This is a genomic window from Bacillus sp. SH7-1 (genome assembly GCF_008042405.1).
GTDB lineage: Bacteria > Bacillota > Bacilli > Bacillales > Bacillaceae_G > Bacillus_A > Bacillus_A thuringiensis_N.
In genome coordinates this window covers 1-1,123 of the sequence record NZ_QNUD01000008.1, presented here as the reverse complement: position 1 = coordinate 1,123, position 1,123 = coordinate 1, and the positions used below count along the sequence as shown (strand labels likewise).

The window sequence follows — 1,123 nt, the reverse complement described above, 5'->3', positions numbered from 1 at the left end:
ATGAAGTAAAAGAACAACCGGTGGATGGATATAAATCAGAGGTTCAAGGTTATGACATTACGAATACAAAAGTAGCGAAATTAACAGTAGAAGGAACAAAAACGTGGAACGATAACAACGCAACAGATCGTCCAAGCTCGATTAAAGTAGACTTACTACAAAACGGTAAAGTAGTAGATACGAAAGAAGCAACAGCGGCAACAAACTGGAAATATGCATTTGCGGATGTAGAAGCATATGACGCAAATGGAGTAGCATACAAGTATGAAGTGAAGGAACAGCCAGTAGCGGGATACCAATCTGATGTACACGGTTATGACATCACAAATACAAAAGTAGGCGAAACAAAAGTAGAAGGAACGAAGACGTGGAAAGACGGAAATGCGACAAGCCGTCCAACAACGATCAAAGTAGACTTACTACAAAACGGTAAAGTAGTAGATACAAAAGAAGTAACAGCGGCAACAGAATGGAAGTATACGTTTGAAAAGCTACAAGCATACGATGCGAATGGAGTAGCGTATAAGTATGAAGTAAAAGAACAGCCAATAGCTGGATATGAACCAAAAGTAAATGGTTATGACATAACCAATACAAAAGTAGGTCAAACAAAAGTAGAAGGAACGAAGACATGGAAAGACGATAACGCAAAAGATCGTCCGGAAATGATCAAAGTAGACTTACTACAAAACGGTAAAGTAGTGGATACAAAAGAAGTAACAGCGGCAACAGAATGGAAATACACATTTGAAAATCTCAAAGCCTACGATGCCGAAGGTAAAGCATACAAGTATGAAATAAAAGAGCAAGCAGTACCAGGATATGAATCAAAAGTAAGTGGTACTGACATTACGAATACAAAAGTAGGCGAAACAAAGGTAGAAGGAACGAAGACATGGAAGGATGGAAATGTAAAAAACCGTCCGGAAATGATCAAGATTGATCTACTACAAAATGGCAAAGTAATTGCAACACAAGAGGTAAGTAAAGCAAGTGAATGGAAGTACGTGTTTACAGATTTAGCGGCATATGATACCGAAGGAAATGCATACAAGTATGAAGTAAAAGAACAGCCAGTAGATGGATATAAATCAGAGGTTCAAGGTTATGACATTACGAATAC

At 38.1% G+C, this 1,123-nt stretch carries 1 protein-coding gene; it reads left to right on the top strand.

Annotated features, from left to right (window positions below; translation table 11 throughout):
* The coding region (locus DN390_RS08955; RefSeq protein WP_255443926.1) for a Cna B-type domain-containing protein at nucleotides 1–1,123 on the top strand (1,123 nt) is incomplete at both ends.